Genomic DNA, 17,230 nt, shown 5'->3' on the forward strand with positions numbered 1-17,230 from the left:
CTAATAGTATAGCAAGGTAGGGCGTATCGAGTGCTCAAAAAACCCTACAAATTGGGGACACGTTAGGATTTATAGGGTAAACGTAAAAATACGTCCAGGTTCATGATTTTTAAATACAACTCCGTATGATTTGAATAGAGTTACGAGTGTTATGTGCCCTTTGGCGACTTTTTCTGACGCGATATTATAGATTAATATTCTTTCCATAAGGCTCTCATCGTCAGTTGCGAGAGTGAGGTCCCATAATAGCTCCCCTACCAATGTATATGAGGTAACTAGGTTCGTTTGCGCGTTCTGTAGTTGTTCTGGAACCTCTAGATCTGCAATGTTAGCTGCAAGCTGTAAGTATCCATCGGTGAGTCGTTTGAGCTGCTCAGTATTTTCCCGATCTTCAATAAAAATATTCAAAAGTTTTGTCTGATCTCCTTGGGAGAGGTTAAACGCATTAAGTAATGTCGCAAGTTCGTTACCGTATACTCGGAATTCCTCCTGTATCTTTGAGGGAGCGTCTTCTGAAACGATAGGGACTGTTTTGGAATAGTTACCGCTCCAAATAGGCTCATCAGAAAATGTATCTGTGTCGCTTTGTTGAGCTAGCGTATCGAGCAATGAAGACCCAATAAGCGTATTAAAAAGCGATGAGACTTCTTCGCTTTCAGTTGGTGTTGTACTTGAAGCATCAAGCGTTTCGAGGGTCGTACGGAAGTCCTGTGAACCTGGGCGTTCTTCCCATGTTTGAATAATTTTTTGTATTGCCACCTTTTGTTCCTCCAGAGATTCTGGATCGATGGTTACTGGTTCTATCTGTGGTTTCTGCTGCAAACTTGTAAATAACGTATCAGTACTTGAGAAAGAAAAGTACGTAGGAGTGGTAGGAGTAATATTTTTTTCGCTCGTGAGTGGTAAAAACCATATCGAAGTACCCAAAACACCTGCGACTATAAAAACAAGAACAGAAAGGATTATAATGAGGCGCGCGCGATCCATGCGCACAGTATACCCTATTGGAATAATGTAATGATGCTACTATGTGCGCATGAGCAGAACACGTAACTATTTTCCTAAAAAAAGTGTCGTTTTGGTAGTTGGCATCGCACTATTCGTGGCGACATCACTTTCTTTTCTTGCAACGCCACAACGCACGCAGGCGTTTGAGTGGGGTGGGCAATTCCAAACAGTAATCCCCTGTTTCAATGCCGTTATTTGGACGTTAACGAGTGGTCCGCGTGGAGGGACATTTATTTGGACGCCGAGCACGCGCACATACGACAATGGTCCACCGTCTAGTTCTGGGCAATACGGTCTCGGCCTTGCTGGTCCACCGTATTTTTGTATAGTCTTCCCGTTTCCCCTCGTGGTATTTCCCGGGGTTATTATGACAATGGTAGGTACGAGCTGAGTCTACAAGATAGACGCAAGTTCTTTCCATTTTTCTAATGGCACCTCTTCCGCACGAATATTTTCGCTTAAGCCAAGGCTTTCAAGCGTATCGATAATTGTATCTTTTGTGCCAAACTGAGCGAGGTTGTTCACCAACTTTTTACGCTTACTACTAAAACCACTTTTTACTATTTTGAAAAAGTGGTTCTCTGAAATTCCAGTGAAGAATTTTTTTGAAATGTTTTCTATATGTAAGACAGCAGAATCTACTTTCGGTGCAGGGCTAAAATAGCGCGCCGCAACAGTAGTCACATATCGTGGTTGTCCGAACACTTTAACTGATATGCTTAGTATGCTCTCCCTTGTATCGCGAGCAATGCGATGTGCCACTTCTTTTTGAACCAATAACGTCATACACAGCGGCGGTTTATCTGCAGTGAGAAAACGACGAATAATCTCGCCGGTTATGTAGTATGGAATATTAGCAACGAGTTTGTAATCACCAGTAATTAAGTCGTCTAGTGATAATGTAAGTACGTCTTCGTGAACAATTTTAAGCTGTTTATTTTGTACATGTTCTCCGAATTTTTCTTCAAGAATCTCAATCATATCAGCATCTGTCTCAACTGCGATAACAGTAGCACCAGTTTCAAGCAACGCTTGTGTCAAAACTCCTTTCCCGGGTCCTATTTCTAGGACGGTATCGTCTTTTGTTATTTGTGCGGCAGACAACATGTCTTTCAACACTGATTTTGAAGTTAAGAAATGTTGACCAAGATGTTTCTTTGCTTTCATACTTTTTTGAATCTTAAGACTTCTTCACCATTATGCATGACCGTTTCAGTAAAGAGTGTTAGTGGTCGTGCCCAGAGTGCGTCTTTACCGAATTCTTTGCTTTCGTACAGCGCGCGATAGAACACAAGTTCTTCAAGCGTTTCGCTGTGACGACCTACGCCAATAACTTCATACTCCCCTCCTTTAAAATGTCGATACTTTCCTAGCTCGATTTCCATGTTAGAAGTCTATCAAATCTATTTTTCTTTCGTGTGGTGGCGTGTGACCTTCGTCGGAACTTTCGATATATTCTTCGCCTATATCATCAATGAATTGTGATGCTGTTTGCATAGACTGAGATCCAAAGATGGTACGAATAATTGCATGAGTAAGAAAAATCTTCTTTCGTGCGCGAGTGAGGGCAACATAAAACAGTCGCCGCTCCTCTTCTTCGTCAGTATTTTGATCAAGTTTCTCGTGTGGGAAGAGGCCCTCCTCAAGTCCCACTAAAAATACATAATCAAACTCAAGACCTTTAGATGCATGTACTGTCATAAGTTTTACTGCGTTGTGGTTTTTTACAAGGGAATCTTGGTCTGTGGCAAGTGACGCATCTTCAAGTAGTTTTTCGATACCTTCTTCAGGAGAGAGCTCGTCATATTTTGATGCCAACGTCGCAAGTTCTTTTATGTTCTCTAAGCGTTCGCGATCTTCTTCTGTTCCACCACGTAATTTCATCTCTAGCCCGCTTTTTTGTACGGTAAACCGAATGGTTTCTGAAGGTTTTTCTGATACAGCACTGTCTCGTATAGCTTTAAGAGCAGCTCTAAATTCAGCCACCTTTTTTTGTAGCGCTGGAGAAAGTTCGTGTTCTGTGCCTTCAAACATTTTTGAAAGAGTCATTTTACCGATTCCGCGTGGAGGTGTACTTACAATGCGTGCAATATCTCCTTGGGAATCTGGGTTAAGAGCTGCTCGGATATAACTTAATACGTCTTTCACTTCTTTTCGGTCAAAAAATCGTGTCCCGAGCACTTGGTACGGAACTCCTGCAAACATAAACGCTTGTTCAAGTGCACGTGATTGAAAGTTTGCTCGGTACAGCACTGCAATTTCTCGCGGTTCCACTCCAGAGTCGATAAGTTCTTGAGATTTTTGCATGACGAATCGTGCTTCGTCATCTTCACTATATGCACTATATAAACTAAGCAGCTCCCCTGCTTCGTTTTTTGTATACAGCGTTTTTTCTTTCCGTTTTACATTCTTTTCGATGATGATATTTGCGGCAGCAAGAATATTTTGGGTTGATCGGTAGTTCTCCTCAAGAAGTACGAGCTTTGTTCCAGGGAATTCTTCCTCGAACGTTAAAAGGTTTGCTAAGTTCGCGCCTCTCCATGAATAAATATTTTGATCGATATCACCGACAACACAAATGTTTGCTTTTTCGTCTACGAGCAGTTGTGTAATAGCAAATTGAACACGGTTTGTATCTTGATATTCGTCAACATGCACATGGGACCAACGTTTTTGGTAGCGTTCTCGAATTTCTGCGTTATCTCTGAGTAATATGTAGGTACGCAAAAGCAAATCATCGAAATCAAGAGCCCCTTCTTTTTTGAGACGCGCTTCGTATTCTTTCCAGATTCTGCCGAGCGTATGGCGCTTTACGTCACCGACGTCTGGCTGGTATGTATCGGTGCTTAACCCATCGGATTTGTGTCGAGAAATAACACTTAACATGACACGGGGTTCAAATTGTTTTGGGTCAAGACCGAGCTGCTTTAGTGCATTTTTTACCGCGCGTATGCTGTCTGCTCTATCGAATATTGTGAAGTGCCTCTTTAAACCGAGTTCTTTAGCATTCTCTCTCAAGATAGAAACTCCTAAAGAGTGAAATGTTGAAACGTAGGGGCTTGCAAGACCTGTCGCTCGTGCCGAAACAGGACGGTTTATATCAACGTCAGCATCTATCATGGCGAGTACTCGTTCGCGCATTTCTTTGGCCGCCTTGTTGGTAAACGTTACAGCCAATATTTTCTCCGGAGGCGTCCCTTTTTTGATTAACTCTAAGATTCTTTGTGTAATGACTCTCGTTTTTCCAGCTCCAGCTCCAGCGAGAATCATGAGAGGGCCGCTGTCGTGTGCAACCGCCTCTTTTTGTTGTGGATTTAGCTCAAATTCTGCCATAAATGGGCACTATACCATGCCACACTCTGGCTACGAAGAGTCCTTGACTCTGAGTCTATCCACAGTAGTATAAATGAGCTATTGCGGACTTATTCGTAGTGGTTACAGTGTATATAGGGGGTTTGCGACTGATGCGGAACCCTATTCCGTACAAAACGGTACGGGCACGTTAATTAGGCTTATTTTATCTACAGATCAGGATTCTGATCCTAGTTTGCGTAGTTACGTAAAGGTTCAGATGACAAAAATATCAACCACAATGTGGCGTAACGCCGTGTTTCTTGTGGTCGTGATATCGATGGTTTTCCCAACCGGAGTACACGCGGGCTTCTTCAGTAATGTCTTCGCAGCGTTTTCTCCAACGCTTGCATACACTGCACACGCTACTTACAATTCACAAACTATTCCTCTCCCCCGTGCTGCTCAGAACATTGACCCGAATCCATCAAAAGGTGGAGGAGATATAACAATCGTAAATGACTCAGCGCTTTTACCAGCATCTGGTCCAGCAGGTTCTCTTGCAGACGTTGACGAAGGCAGTTCTTACAAAAATAACGGACAAATTAGTATTTACATTGTTCGCCCAGGAGACACTCTTGGTGACATTGCACAGATGTTTGACGTATCCATCAACACGATTCGATGGGGTAACGATATTGCACGTAGTGAAGCGATACAACCTGGGCAAGAGTTGGTAATTTTACCAGTGACTGGAATTAAATACACAGTAAAGAACGGAGGAACTTTGAAAGATATTATTGATAAGTACGGTGGCGACATAGAGGAAGCTGTTGAATATAATGGTTTCTCAGCAACGGAACATCTTGTTGCAGGTACGGAAGTGATTATCCCAGATGGTGAATTAGCAGCGCCAAAAGCGGCTGCAAAAGTGGCACAAAGCCGCTATACAACAACAACCTCACGCCCACGCGGGACATCAAACGTACCTAGCTACAGTGGTTTCTATATCCGACCAATCAATGGAGGAACTAAAACACAGGGTATACATGGATATAACGCAGTTGACCTTGCAGCACCTGCAGGAACTCCAATTCTTGCTTCAGCAGCAGGAAAAGTAATTATCTCCAAGGGAAGTGGATGGAATGGAGGATATGGAAAATATATTGTTATCGAACATGCTAATGGTACACAGACACTGTACTCACACAATTCACGAAACCAAGTGTTCTCAGGACAGAGTGTCGTACAAGGACAAGTTATCGGGTATGTAGGTTCGACAGGACGTTCAACTGGATCACATGTTCACTTTGAGATACGTGGTGCGAAGAACCCATTCTAGTTAAAAGTTGGAAAACAAGCGCAGCACTTTGTTGTGTTACATAAAATTGCAATCACTGTATGTTCAATACAGTTCTTTTAATTTTATGTACACGCCTCGTTCTGCATCTTGTTTTCCAACTTTTTTCAGTCTAATTTTTTGTATTAGATATAATCCAAAAACCAGCCCTGTTTTTTACGCCATGTAATTCAATAGCTTTAATTAGTTTTGCAAGAGAAACAGTTCTTCGTGGATAAAATATATCAGAATCAAGTAACACTACTTGATCACCATTGATACTTTCAATGATATTTACGTGACCACAATTACCGCCTGAAGGATCAAGAGGAAGATTGTTAAAACACACTAATATATCATTCTCTTTCTCTAGGTTTATTTTAATAAAATCTGCTACGTCTTGTATCGAGCTTAAAGTTCTATAGGTTTCAGTTAGGTGTATATTGTTTGTGCGGAAATAATTATTTATAGAGTATTTCTCTTTTTGCACTTGCGTTCCCCACCCAGACTTAGGGCGCGTATTCGATACTGTCGCACAAGCATATAAGGAACTTTTTTCTTCAGGCACTATTAAGCCAAGAGAACATGCAATATTTTCTTGAGCATCATGTTCAATATTACGCCTATCGAGTATCATTTCTATGCATGCCGCGGTGCAAAGATAGGGCCTTTGTTTAATAGGGTTGTACTCCATATTTTTATGTTTCAATTGTTTCGATATCTCCTTCAGGAACCTCGTATCTTTCAATGAGAATATCTAAAATCTCTTTATCAATATGGTGAATGTTATCTTCTTCCTCATTTCTCTTCCCTATTCGCTCCAAAAGTGTTTGGTAGGGCGCTGTGAAATACATTATTCTCGAAGGTACGCCGATGTGTTCAGCGATTTGTTTATATTTCTCCCGTTCTTTTTGCTTGTAAAATCCGTAATCGAGTATTACCGAAGTGCCAGCTGAGAGCAAGGATTGTATTTCAGGAAGAAGTTCATCTTTAGTTGCCTGCTCGCGAATTTCAAGATCAACGTGGTGGTCATCCCCGTAGCGCTTGTGCATTTCTGAATCAAGTGAGAATAGTTTCGCGTGAGTATCTACTGCGAGAGTTTTGGCATAAGTAGTTTTCCCTGTACCGGGTAATCCAGTGAATATAAATAGTGTTGGTTGCATCTTACTTTTTAACAAACCTATCTTTGTCGCGTACTCGTAATTTATCGAGTGCTTTTTCAAATTCGATATCAAGGTCGATGTTATGGGAGTTAGCAAGGCATACGACAGTGAAGAGTACGTCAGCCAGTTCTTCGCCAAGTTGCTGCTCAGCCTCCTCTTTTTTCTTTGGCTTTAACCCATACATATGGTTAAGAAGTCGTGCGACCTCCCCCACCTCTTCACTAAGGCGTGCAAATTGTGAAAGCGGCGGCCAGTACGGAGGCTCAAGTCCTTTCACGAGGTTGTCTACACTTTTTTGGGCATCTTTTAACATACATACAGTATATAGAATCATTATAAAAAAAGAACGCCAGACAGCACGAATGCTATCTGACGCTTTCTGCACGGCGTTTTCTTGTGGCAACAGACCTCTTGTTGAAGTAACGCATAGCAACCAAGAGATACCAGCGATACTGGAAGAAAATAAACGAATATTTTCTAACAGCTTTTTCTACGAGGGCCTTAAATGCGGAACCCGTTTCACCTTTGCGGTGACTGTAGACTTCGTTGATAATGAGCTCTGCTTTCCCAACGTCAATCGTACACAGGTAGTCTCTCTCGACTTCGGCAACAGCCTCTTTGAAGTAACTGTCATTTGTGTTAACAGTGAATGTAGACACAACGACCTCCTTTCTCCAAGTCTTTAAGGTACGACGCTAGTTTTGATTGTATACCCAGCACCTATCTAGTGTAAAGCCCAAGAATATATCAGTTAACTGATATATTCTTGGGCTTTCTAAATTTTAGCGATTAGTCGCTAATAAACTGCCAGAGTGCCAGCACTCTGGCGGTTTATCTCTCTTGTTTGGGTCGATATTGAAGTGCTTCAAGAATGTGAGTTTCGTTAATATTGGCGGACTTTTCAATGTCGGCAATGGTGCGAGCTAGTTTTATACAGCGATGGTACGCACGCGGTGAGAGATTCATTTTAGTTGCAGCGTTATTAAGAATATCAGCACACTCTTTTGAAAGTGGCGCATGGTGACTTAGTCCTGCTGGAGTCATGCCGCTGTTAAGACGTTTTGGTTTCTTGAAGCGTTTTAGTTGTATTGTTCTGGCGTCTGCAACTTTTTTGCGCGTAATATCGGATTCATTATTCTTTTTCGGTTTCTCTAATAGTTTACTGTGCTCTATTGCACCAACTTCAATCCACATATCTATACGGTCCATTATAGGTCCTGATAGCTTTTGCTGATACCGCTGGAGTGCAGCAGGTGCACACGTACATTTAGTGCTCCCGTAATAGCCACACGGACAAGGGTTAAGCGCTGCAATGAGAATAAAATCAGACGGAAACACAGCAGAACCTTTTGCACGCGTTATAGAAACCACTTTGTCTTCTAATGGTTGGCGCAGTGCATTAATGACCCGTTTATCGAATTCTGGGAACTCATCAAGGAAAAGGACGCCACGGTGAGCGAGCGTTATCTCCCCTGGGCGCGGTATAGTGCCACCACCGACAAGCGAAACATAGCTTGCGGTGTGGTGAGGACTTCGTAATGGTGGGCGTTGTACAATAGTTTCTGTAAGAGTCCCAGCGATTGAGTGAATACTTGTTACTTCTAATGCTATGTCGTGAGGTAAATTAGGTAATAAGGAACAGAGCGCTTTTGCGAGCATTGTTTTACCAGTCCCAGGAGGACCGAAAAGAGCGATGTTATGACCACCTGCTGCTGCGATAGTAAGGCCACGCTTTGCATGGTCTTGGCCTCGTATAGACTCGAGATGATTTTCAGGTGTATACGGTACTGTGTGTGGTGAGTTGCTTAAAGGAGTTATTTCTTCTGTGCCACGTAAGTGAGAAACAATTTGAGAAAGTGTGGCTGTAGGGAAAACAGTAATACCCTCGATAAGCGCTGCTTCAGCTGCATTCTCTTCTGGTACAAAGACTGCATTAAAGCCTTCGCTTCGTGCTTTTTGTACCAGAGGCAATACGCCAGTTGTTGCTTTGATTTTTCCATCCAATGAAAGCTCACCAAAGAAAAGAAGTTTCTCGATTGATGCCTCCAGTTCCCCGCTTGCCAGTAGGTAGGCGATGGCAATTGGCACATCAAATAAAGGACCTTCTTTCTTTAAATCAGCTGGCGCAAGAGACACTACAATCTTCATGTTGTTGTGTTTTGGCGCTTTGAAACTAGAACTTTTTTCAAAGTCAGCATTTTTTAGTGCTGCACTTACTCTGTCGCGAGATTCTTCGACAGCTTTGTCGGGTAGTCCAACTACCGAGAACGCATGGAGACCTTTTGAGAGGTCAATTTCTATAGTAACGATATGTGCAGAAAGGAGTGATGTTTGCGCACTAAAAACTTGAGCAAAGGACATGGTATGAGTATACCGTATTCAAAACTAAGAAAGAGCAGAGTGTTTAAAACTTAGAATATATACAACAAAAATGAACACCTCATCCGCCAGCTGGCGGATGAGGTGTTCATTTTGGCTTCAGTAAGCCCTGTTTAGTGACCAATTTAGTCAGCGTGAGCAACACACGTTGCTGCAGCGGGGTTTGCTTCGAGGCGTGCGAGAGGGATTTTTTCACCACACTCGTTACATTCTCCGTACGTGCCTTTTTTGATGCGTGCGAGAGCGTCTGTGATGTTATTAAAACGTGTTTCAAGTTCAGTAACAATACCGTTATTTGTTGTCTTTTCTTCAAATCGGTCTGCAAGTATTGCAGCGTCGGCTGTACCTGTTTCGTAATCGCCGTTCGTACCTTCCCAATTTCGGGGGTTCGATTGATCAACCTTTCCAATATCAGAAAGTTCAATCTCAAGAACCGCCTTTTCTTGGCTGAGGCGTTCTTCTAATTTCTTCATTGTTCGTGAATCTACCATAGTGGACTACTATACACTATTTTCTAAATCTGCAACATATCTTGACGAAATCGGTTTAATTAGCGGACACGAACTCTATCTGCAAGTTCTGTAAGCGTTCGAGAGTCAGTTGTGATAGCGATGGCGTCATGCCCGATAAAAGCATACATTATACGGGCTACACCGTCTTCGTCATACAATATACGCACATCGATGTTGTCTATGACGGTGTCTTCAAAGATGTTTGCTCCTGCTGCGATTGCTGGTTTTACAAATGATGAACGAGGACTAAAGAGAGGAAGTAAATCTTCCTCAATACTTTTTTCCCACGCGAGCATGCCTGCAAAAGCATGTCCATATGAGCGAGTGGTAAGCAAAAGGAATGGTGTATTTTCGTCAAGAACGTGGATACCGAGTACATAGTCTTCCGCGAGTGTCTGTAGGAAGGTTATTGGAACTCGTGCTTGAATGGTTTCTAAAAAGTCTCTAGAACCTAGTCGTTCTATCGTTTCCTGCTCATCCTCTTCAGAAATCTTTTCGGTGAGGTACAGCTCTACCATTGAACCAAGTGAGAAAAAAGTATTTCTTCGTACTGACGCGAGCAATTCTATTACATTTCGAGCTCGTACTCCGGTTACATCAACTCGCTCTTGCGCTTCGATGAAGATAAAGGATGAGGTAATTTGCTGTGTTGTAGGAGGGGCTGTATTAAGACGGTACGCATAATATGAACCTAAGGCAAATAAAGATGCAATGATAACGAATAAAATAGCTAGGAAAACAATCACCATCGTTTTTTTTGGTTCCTCTTCTATTTCTTCTCTGGGGCCGTCTTTTGCGCGTCGGTTGCTCTCCATTGCTGCAATGCGCGTTAGAGATGTTTTTTGGTCGCGCACCAGGTGTTGTATGTCATCTTTAAATGTATGAACAATCGCTTTGTTTTTTGAGGGTGCTTGCGTACGTATGCTCTCAGATTTCTGCACATCTGGCGCAGCTTTTAGAGGCTCAGGTGTTCCTTGTGTAGGTTCACTAGCTTCGTTTTTCTCCGTCGGTTTTTGGTTTTGATTCTGAGGCATGACGTTCGTTTGAAGTTGGTGGCATAACGCCCTTGTTTGATGCAAATTTTGGATCAACATCTTTTATAGATAGGTTGATACGTTTCTTATCATCAATCTCTTTGATTATAACAGGAACACGCTCACCTTCTGCTATTACATCAGCGACTGAGTTAATACGGAACGGAGCCAATTCTGATATATGCACCAAGCCTTCTGTGTTTGCCCCGATACGCACGAATGCCCCGAAGTCCATTATTCGTGTTACTTCTCCGTCGAATTTCTCCCCTGCTACGTATTCATGCGTTAGTTCCTCAATCATTTTGGCAGCTTCTTCTGCAGCACCGTTTTGTCCTGTTATAAACACAGAACCGTCATCTTCAATAGATATTTCTGTTGTTCCCGTTTGGTCTTTGATACCATTGATTGTTTTTCCTCCTGGGCCGATAACAAGACCAATTTGGTCTTCCTTGATTCGTAATGAAATTATTTTTGGTGCGCGTGGATTAATATCAGCACGTGGCTCCGAGATTGCTTTGAGCATAACATCCATGATTTGCATTCGTGCTACCTTTGCTTGAGCAAATGCCTCAGCAAGTACAGGTACTGTTACTCCTGCTACCTTTACATCCATTTGTACTGCAGTTACACCCTCACTTGTTCCAGCTACCTTGAAATCCATATCGCCAAAGTGGTCTTCTGGTCCTTGTATATCAGTAAGTATTTTGTAGTTCCCTTTCGTGTCACTCATCATACCCATTGCAATACCTGCTACTGGACGTTTGATGGGAACACCTGCGTCCATCAGAGCTAAGGTAGAACCACACACACTTGCTTGCGAACTAGAACCATTACTTGCCATTGTTTCAGAGACTATTCTGATGGTATAAGGGAAATCTTCTTTGCTTGGCAATACGGGAAGAAGTGCTTTTTCAGCGAGCGCACCGTGACCTATCATTCGACGATTAAATCCACCAACACGCCCTGTTTCTCCAACAGAGAACGGCGCGAAGTTGTAATGATGCATGTATCGTTTCTTCGAGTCTGGGAATTCAATGGTATTCATAAGCTGTGCATCGTCGGGGCCGCCAAGAGTAAGTGCGGAAAGAACGTGAGTACCACCACGGTAGAAGATACCTGTTCCATGAATAAGATCAGATATTCCTCCAGCTTGTGCGTAAAGGTCACGAATTTCGTCCATCTTCCGTCCATCTTGTCGACGATCGTTTTCAAGAGCTTCTACGTGTACGAACTTGTCCACTTGTATTTCAAAGTATGCAGCAGCGTTAGCTGCTTCTTCGGGTAGTTGTTCTTTTACTAAAGTCATCCATTCACTCTTTAATGCGTATGCTCCCTTTTCACCGAATACGTATTCCCCCATTTTTGGTTCAACTTCATTCGAAAATAATGTTGAAACTGCTCCACTTGCCTCTTGTGTAGGAATCTCTTGCTTTTCTTTTCCAATTTCTTTTATGATACTTTTCTGCCATTCTTGGAGTGTATTGTGTACTGCAACAGCAGCGTCGAGTCCCTTAACGAGACGTTCTTCAGGAACTTCTTTTGAGCTAACTTCTACCATGTTGATATTTCCATCTTGACCACATGCTAAGAGGTCGAGAATCTCAACATCCGAAGTTCGCTGTGCGTAGGAAGGATTAATAATGAATGTCTCGTCATTTGCTACTTGCCCGATACGAACTGCACTCACTGGGCCGTCCCATGGGATGTCGGATGTACTTAATGCAAGTGATGCAGCAATAACTCCTAGCACGTCAGGATCTTCTTCGTCGATTGCTAAGACAGTTACAATTACCTGAATATCACGACGTAATGTTTGATCAAACAGTGGGCGGATGGTTCGGTCTACAACACGCGCCGAAAGCACCGCCTCTTCTGAAGGTCGCCCTTCGCGGCGCTGGAAACGACTTCCTAGGATTGCACCAGCTGCGTAGAATTTTTCTTCAAATTCTACCGATAATGGAAACCAATCCTGGCCGTCACGTTGTCCACCCATAACAGCCGTTGCCATAACAGCAGTGCTGCCATACCGTAAAATCACTGAACCACTTGCTTGGTCTGCTAAGTCTGTAAATTGAGCAGTAAGGGTTTTGCCTCCTACCTCAATTGAGTATTCTTTTTTTTGCATACGTCATTATTGCGTGATGCCTAAATTTCAGTATTACACAATGCTTGCTCGAAATATGTGTACCACTGTGATCTAAACACCACAATTATTTATAACTACTTCGAACTCTATCAAATTCTCACTGTAACTCAAACGGTGTGTTAGACTTTTTGTATGAAACAACTGGTGCACATACACGGAGGTGAATGGTTTGATTCGTACGAGGAATACTTTAAGTATCTTGAGGCGTCTGAAATAGATGATGTAAATGTGACACCCGTTCAAAAGTGGCGGGACCGGTATGAAGAATTTCTTGGTGCTGATTGGAGTATTATTCGCCCGCATATGCCTAGTCCCAAGAATGCAAAATACCTTGAATGGAAATTGTGGTTTGAAAAGTACATTCCTTATTTAGAAGACGGAGTTACTCTTGTTGGGCACTCACTTGGTGCTACATTTTTAGCTCAGTATCTTTCAGAGAATACTCTCCTTAAAAATATACAGAGCCTTCACTTAGTAGCACCTGCTTTTGACGGGGCTGGAGGATTCGGATTAACAGAGATGGTTAGTAACATACAAAAGCAAGTATCAAAGGTGTACCTATATCATTCTAAAGACGATTCACTTGTTCCCTACGAAGACTCTGTACATTTATATGAATTGTTACCAGAGGCAGAATTTCTGCAGTTTGACGAAAGAGGTCATTTTCTGACGCCAGATTTCCCAGAGCTTTTTGAAAATGTTAAAAAAGCATAAGAAAAAGCGGCCGTGAGGCCGCTTTTTCTATTGAACTAAACTGTTATCCGGTTATTCCGGGTATTTTCCAGTTGCGATGAGCAATGAGGTATTTCTTAGGGTCTTCATCCATATCTATAAAGTCGTCACAGACTTCACGGAGTTTTGATGATGAAGATTTACCAAAGCTAATAACCTCAACTTGCGTTCCTGAATGACGTTGGAGATATTCCACAAGTGGAATAAAGTCCCCGTCACCTGTTGCAAGTATGACGGCATCGAGCTTAGGTGCCATAGTAACGGCATCAATTGCCATGCCTACGTCCCAATCGGCCTTCTTTGCACCACCAAAAAAGATTTGTAGATCTTTCGTAATGATTTCGATACCAAGCTTTTTCATAGCCTCAAAGAAGCTTTGTTCTTCGCCTGATTCCGTAGTAACCACATAGGCACGCGCTCGTATGAGCTGGCGTCCCGCAACACTTTCTTTCAAGACATTGTCGAAATTGACTTTCGCCTTGTAGATATTCTTTGCGCTGTGGTAGAGGTTTTGAGTGTCGATGAAAACACCGACACGTTGTTCTTTATGTTTAATAACTGACATAAAAATAGTTTCTTAAAAAATTACACTGAGTAAAAAATTCGACCAAACATATCAACAAAATCCATTCCGGAAGAAATGTATCCATTTTGCACAATTACTTGTTAAAAGTTTTTTAATAATACATTGCATTATTTCGAAACTTTTAACTTCGTACTTGCACCAAAATTTTCATATTTCTTCTCGAAAGCAATTTTGCTGATATGTTGTGTATGTATCATACAGTACGACTAACCAAGAATGCAAAAAGTGCACAAAAGTGCACTTTTATAGGAGAGTTCTTTTTTATTTAAAAATTACTTCTTTAATCCAAGTGCTTTTACGAGCTTGCCATATACTTTTGAGTCTTTGCTCTCAAGATACTTAAGGTGCTTGCGGCGATCCGCAACCATCTGTAGAAGACCTCGACGTGAGTGGTTATCCTTATGGTTCTTTTTAAGGTGTGAAGCGAGTTCGTCGATACGTTTACTCAAAACTGCCACTTGTGCCTCTGGAGAACCAGTATCACCATCGTGTCGTTGTCCTTTTTTTAGAGCGTTAGCTTTTTGTCGTTTTGTAAGCATGATATACACAAAATATGCCCGGTAATTGCTGTACGAGACAACATATCCGGACGTGAGACAAATATAGCACAGTTTATATCTATTGGCAACCCCACCCCTCTCTTTTGCGGTTTGCGGGCATTATTACTCACTACTCATGATAAACTATGCATAATGAGTTCTAGTCTCGAAAATAGTAAGCAAGAGTTCCTTGAATACCTAGAAATTGAGCGAGGGCGTGCTGTGAAGACAGTTGAAAACTATGATCGATACCTTGTTCGTTTTTTTGACCACACCAAAGTAAAGAACCCGAAAGATATAACTGAAACAAAAGTACGAGAATTCAGGCTTTGGCTTAACAGGCAAGTTACCCAAAATGGAACAACAGTAAAGCGTAGAACACAAAACTATTATTTAATTGCTATTCGTGCATTTTTAAAGTTTTTACGAAAACGCGGTATCACGAGTCTTTCTCCTGAGCGTATTGAATTAGCAAAAGTTTCTCAGCGTGATCTTGATTTAATCACACGTAAAGAACTTCAGCGTCTTCTGGCTGCGCCAATGCGGGCGTATGAAGAGAGCGAAGATGAAGCAGTTAAATTACGGGCTATTCGTGACAATGCGATGTTACAACTCTTGTTTTCAACAGGCCTTCGTGTTTCAGAACTAACCTCACTAAATAGCGATATTGATCTTTCGAAAGATGAAATGTCAGTACGCGGTAAGGGTGACAAAGTGCGTGTTGTATTCTTTTCGCCCGAAGCAAAAAAAGCAGTTCAGAGATATTTAGATGAACGAAAAGATTTAGATGAAGCCCTGTTTGTAAATATGGGTCGCAACGCGAGCGAACACAATGATTTACGTCTTACTCCAAGAAGTGTGGAACGTGCAGTCAAACACTATGCAACTCGTGCTGGCATTACAAAAACAGTTACACCGCATGGCTTACGGCACAGTTTCGCAACCGATTTATTACAAAATGGAGCCGACATTCGTAGCGTGCAGGCACTACTTGGGCACGCTAATATTGCAACCACTCAAATATACACACACGTTACGGACAAACACCTTAAGGACATTCACAGTAAGTTTCACAATAAAGGAAAGTAAAACGTCGAGGATGGTATCCTCGACGTTTTCATTTCTCGTCATGCAATAATTTTTGTAAGTGCTCGATCACCTCTTGTGGGCACGTACGTACATCGTTTAAGAAAGTACTCAAAACCTTTTGAACTGTTTCTGGATCTCCAGGATATGCACTTTCAAATAGTGCTTTCTCGTGTACTCCGTAAAGGTGAGACACCTCATCAAACAGTGCGTTTATTTGCATGCATTTTTCTCGCTGACGTTTAGTTAGGGTTGGTCGCGGTTTTATACCAAAGACCTTCTCAAACTCCTTACGAGATAGACGCCCGTATTTCTTCATAAGGTCTCCTTTCTTCTGGTGCGAGTGTGCCATGAAACAGAAAGGTGCACAATGTGATAGCATTCTGACATGAGAATTGTTTCATGGAATGTAAACGGACTGCGAGCAGTGCATCGAAAAGGAAACTGGAATGACGTTTTTGCACTTAAGCCTGATGTTCTTTGTTTACAGGAAATAAAAGCACAAAAAGATCAGTTGCCTGATGATGTTACCGAAGTCGATGGGTTTCATGCGTACTTTAATTCATCACAAACAAAGAAAGGTTATGCGGGTACAGCTTTGTACTCGAAAAGGAAACCGCTAAACGTTTCATATGGTTTACCAGACGATATAACTGAGAAACATAGTTTACTTACTGATGGATATGGAGAGCCAAACAGAGAAGGGCGCGTGATAACAGCAGAGTTTCCTGAGGTTTTCGTAGTAACAGTGTATACACCTAACACCAAAGATGATCTTTCGCGCCTTGAATTACGCCACAAACATTGGGACCCAGCGTTTCTCGAGTACTGTGTAACATTACAAAACAAGAAACCGGTCATATTCTGTGGTGATTTGAATGTTGCACACAAACCAATTGATCTCGCACGTCCTAAGGAAAATGAGGGGAATAAAGGCTTCACAGTACAAGAACGACAAGGAGTAGATAATATGATAGAGGAGGGTTTCATAGACACACTGCGCATGTTTTTTGCTGATACCAAGGATTTATATACGTGGTGGAGTCCATGGAACGGTGCACGAGATCGTAATGTTGGATGGCGCATTGATTACGTATTTGTGAGTGAGCAGTTAGAAGACATAGTGCAACATGCAGATATACATCCAGATATACACGGGTCTGACCACTGCCCGGTGTCGCTAGACGTAGAAATCTAAAGGACATTTTATAAAGGACAAATGTCCTTTAGCTCTAACGGACATTTATCCACAAGGACATAGAAAATGTCCTTTATACATTGTATAATGTCCGATAGATCGTTCTTTAGGATAAAGTTAAGTTCTTTTCCGTTCTTTATAGTGTCTTCATGTGTTGTAAACAAAACAAAAAACACACACAAACTCCGTACAATATGCGTACACACGATGTGAAATC

The 17,230-nt window shown here is 42.0% G+C and carries 20 protein-coding genes; 5 read left to right on the forward strand and 15 right to left on the reverse strand.

The features are described 5' to 3' along the window. Positions 1 to 69: 69 nt before the first annotated feature. On the reverse strand, positions 70 to 987 hold the full coding sequence (locus tag JXR01_02705) for a hypothetical protein (GenBank protein QSH39193.1): 918 nt from the start codon (positions 985 to 987) through the stop codon (positions 70 to 72). Between the two features lie 49 nt (positions 988 to 1,036). Here JXR01_02705 and JXR01_02710 point away from each other — a divergent pair, with 49 nt between their 5' ends. Then, positions 1,037 to 1,399, forward strand: coding sequence for a hypothetical protein (locus JXR01_02710; protein QSH39194.1), 363 nt, complete (start codon positions 1,037 to 1,039; stop codon positions 1,397 to 1,399). A 2-nt stretch (positions 1,400 to 1,401) separates the two neighbouring features. Here JXR01_02710 and rsmA read toward each other — a convergent pair whose 3' ends face one another. The 3 genes from rsmA to JXR01_02725 are packed head-to-tail and all read right to left on the reverse strand — an operon-like array spanning position 1,402 to position 4,341. Then, complete coding sequence (gene rsmA / locus JXR01_02715) at positions 1,402 to 2,175, reverse strand: ribosomal RNA small subunit methyltransferase A (GenBank protein QSH39195.1); 774 nt, start codon at positions 2,173 to 2,175, stop codon at positions 1,402 to 1,404. Then, positions 2,172 to 2,393: a DUF1653 domain-containing protein gene (locus tag JXR01_02720; GenBank protein QSH39196.1), complete on the reverse strand. Its 222-nt coding sequence runs from the start codon at positions 2,391 to 2,393 to the stop codon at positions 2,172 to 2,174. The genes rsmA and JXR01_02720 overlap by 4 nt, the downstream gene beginning before the upstream one ends. Before the next feature lies 1 nt (position 2,394). Then, complete coding sequence (locus JXR01_02725) at positions 2,395 to 4,341, reverse strand: UvrD-helicase domain-containing protein (GenBank protein QSH39197.1); 1,947 nt, start codon at positions 4,339 to 4,341, stop codon at positions 2,395 to 2,397. 73 nt (positions 4,342 to 4,414) lie between these two features. On the opposite strand from JXR01_02725, the gene JXR01_02730 reads away from it, so the two are divergent. Further along, a complete protein-coding gene (locus JXR01_02730) occupies positions 4,415 to 5,641 on the forward strand; it encodes a M23 family metallopeptidase (GenBank protein QSH39198.1) in 1,227 nt (408 codons plus the stop codon). A gap of 130 nt (positions 5,642 to 5,771) precedes the next feature. Here the strand turns inward: JXR01_02730 and JXR01_02735 are convergent, their stop codons facing one another. The 8 genes from JXR01_02735 to JXR01_02770 all read right to left on the reverse strand — a co-directional run bounded on the left by JXR01_02735 (position 5,772) and on the right by JXR01_02770 (position 12,851). Beyond that, a complete protein-coding gene (locus JXR01_02735) occupies positions 5,772 to 6,332 on the reverse strand; it encodes a hypothetical protein (protein QSH39199.1) in 561 nt (186 codons plus the stop codon). A 4-nt stretch (positions 6,333 to 6,336) separates the two neighbouring features. After that, positions 6,337 to 6,816 (reverse strand): ATP-binding protein, encoded by a 480-nt coding sequence (locus tag JXR01_02740; GenBank protein QSH39200.1) that lies wholly within the window; start codon positions 6,814 to 6,816, stop codon positions 6,337 to 6,339. After that, positions 6,803 to 7,135: a nucleotide pyrophosphohydrolase gene (locus JXR01_02745; GenBank protein QSH39201.1), complete on the reverse strand. Its 333-nt coding sequence runs from the start codon at positions 7,133 to 7,135 to the stop codon at positions 6,803 to 6,805. Before JXR01_02745 ends, JXR01_02740 begins: the two co-directional genes overlap by 14 nt. A gap of 31 nt (positions 7,136 to 7,166) precedes the next feature. Continuing rightward, positions 7,167 to 7,460: a hypothetical protein gene (locus JXR01_02750; GenBank protein ID QSH39202.1), complete on the reverse strand. Its 294-nt coding sequence runs from the start codon at positions 7,458 to 7,460 to the stop codon at positions 7,167 to 7,169. A 172-nt stretch (positions 7,461 to 7,632) separates the two neighbouring features. Further along, positions 7,633 to 9,162 (reverse strand): YifB family Mg chelatase-like AAA ATPase, encoded by a 1,530-nt coding sequence (locus tag JXR01_02755; GenBank protein QSH39203.1) that lies wholly within the window; start codon positions 9,160 to 9,162, stop codon positions 7,633 to 7,635. Positions 9,163 to 9,305: 143 nt separating this feature from the next. After that, entirely contained in the window at positions 9,306 to 9,653 is a 348-nt protein-coding gene (locus JXR01_02760; GenBank protein ID QSH39726.1) for a TraR/DksA C4-type zinc finger protein, read from the reverse strand. A gap of 77 nt (positions 9,654 to 9,730) precedes the next feature. Then, positions 9,731 to 10,726, reverse strand: coding sequence for a hypothetical protein (locus tag JXR01_02765; GenBank protein ID QSH39204.1), 996 nt, complete (start codon positions 10,724 to 10,726; stop codon positions 9,731 to 9,733). Beyond that, positions 10,680 to 12,851 (reverse strand): polyribonucleotide nucleotidyltransferase, encoded by a 2,172-nt coding sequence (locus tag JXR01_02770; protein QSH39205.1) that lies wholly within the window; start codon positions 12,849 to 12,851, stop codon positions 10,680 to 10,682. Before JXR01_02770 ends, JXR01_02765 begins: the two co-directional genes overlap by 47 nt. A 153-nt stretch (positions 12,852 to 13,004) precedes the next feature. Between JXR01_02770 and JXR01_02775 the strand changes: the two genes are divergently transcribed. Beyond that, a complete protein-coding gene (locus tag JXR01_02775; protein ID QSH39206.1) occupies positions 13,005 to 13,586 on the forward strand; it encodes an alpha/beta hydrolase in 582 nt (193 codons plus the stop codon). A gap of 43 nt (positions 13,587 to 13,629) precedes the next feature. Here JXR01_02775 and JXR01_02780 read toward each other — a convergent pair whose 3' ends face one another. Beyond that, the gene (locus JXR01_02780) at positions 13,630 to 14,169 is read right to left on the reverse strand and encodes an NYN domain-containing protein (GenBank protein QSH39207.1); all 540 of its coding nucleotides are present in this window, start codon (positions 14,167 to 14,169) and stop codon (positions 13,630 to 13,632) included. Between the two features lie 293 nt (positions 14,170 to 14,462). Then, on the reverse strand, positions 14,463 to 14,732 hold the full coding sequence (gene rpsO, locus JXR01_02785; GenBank protein QSH39727.1) for a 30S ribosomal protein S15: 270 nt from the start codon (positions 14,730 to 14,732) through the stop codon (positions 14,463 to 14,465). A gap of 150 nt (positions 14,733 to 14,882) precedes the next feature. On the opposite strand from rpsO, the gene JXR01_02790 reads away from it, so the two are divergent. Next, on the forward strand, positions 14,883 to 15,818 hold the full coding sequence (locus JXR01_02790) for a tyrosine-type recombinase/integrase (GenBank protein QSH39208.1): 936 nt from the start codon (positions 14,883 to 14,885) through the stop codon (positions 15,816 to 15,818). A gap of 28 nt (positions 15,819 to 15,846) precedes the next feature. Here the strand turns inward: JXR01_02790 and JXR01_02795 are convergent, their stop codons facing one another. Beyond that, positions 15,847 to 16,167: a hypothetical protein gene (locus tag JXR01_02795; protein QSH39209.1), complete on the reverse strand. Its 321-nt coding sequence runs from the start codon at positions 16,165 to 16,167 to the stop codon at positions 15,847 to 15,849. Between the two features lie 36 nt (positions 16,168 to 16,203). Between JXR01_02795 and xth the strand changes: the two genes are divergently transcribed. Further along, positions 16,204 to 17,013 (forward strand): exodeoxyribonuclease III, encoded by an 810-nt coding sequence (gene xth / locus JXR01_02800; GenBank protein QSH39210.1) that lies wholly within the window; start codon positions 16,204 to 16,206, stop codon positions 17,011 to 17,013. The last annotated feature ends 217 nt before the right edge of the window (positions 17,014 to 17,230 follow it).

This window comes from Candidatus Kaiserbacteria bacterium, assembly GCA_017134395.1.
Taxonomy (GTDB): Bacteria; Patescibacteriota; Minisyncoccia; order Phycocordibacterales; family UBA2100; genus UBA2100.